Raw genomic sequence first — 568 nt, 5'->3', positions numbered from 1 at the left:
AGAGCTGTTCAAGACTGAGCCTGTTGCGAGAATGCGCCTGAAGCTCTCGTGCCTGTTTGCGAACCAATGAAGAGAATGTGCGAGCCATGGTGTACTCCGAGTTTGTTCTTCATAAAATTGCACATCCTGCTTTACTCGTTTTGTTGGCATTTCTTCATTATTTTTGCAGTGTTTTCACGGCTCACGTGCATCTTTACGGATTTGATTCGTTGGCATCTTGTCCACCTTCTAGTTCATGCGGTTCACGGTACGTTTCTTGGCCACGAAAATAAGCGATAGAGGCCATCGACGTGTCGTCGTTGAGCAGGGCTTCTACGCCCGGATGCAGAGGACTAACGTCCTCGATGTCGTCCACCCACTGGGCATCCGACGTTTCCCAATTCAACTTGGGTTGAAATTCATGAGGAACTATGGCCAAGAAGTTCTGGTACACCATGCCGTCCCCACGGAACAGTAGCAGCGGACGCAGCTTTAGCGGACCGGTATAGCCGGCCTCTTCTTGTACTTCACGAGCCACTGCCATCTCCACATGCTCTCCATGGTCTACAGCACCGCCCCACGTACCCCA

General features: G+C 51.4%; 1 protein-coding gene. It reads right to left on the bottom strand.

Annotated features, from left to right (window positions below; translation table 11 throughout):
- Window positions 1–193 precede the first annotated feature (193 nt).
- A partial coding sequence (locus AC1RO3_RS08365) for an NUDIX hydrolase (RefSeq protein ID WP_481763984.1) occupies window positions 194–568 on the bottom strand: 375 nt, incomplete at its 5' end.

Source organism: Dellaglioa sp. CoH-57-MRSF-19 (assembly GCF_056781975.1).
The sequence above is the reverse complement of the archived record's forward strand: the minus strand, read 5'-3'. Positions and strand labels throughout refer to the sequence as shown.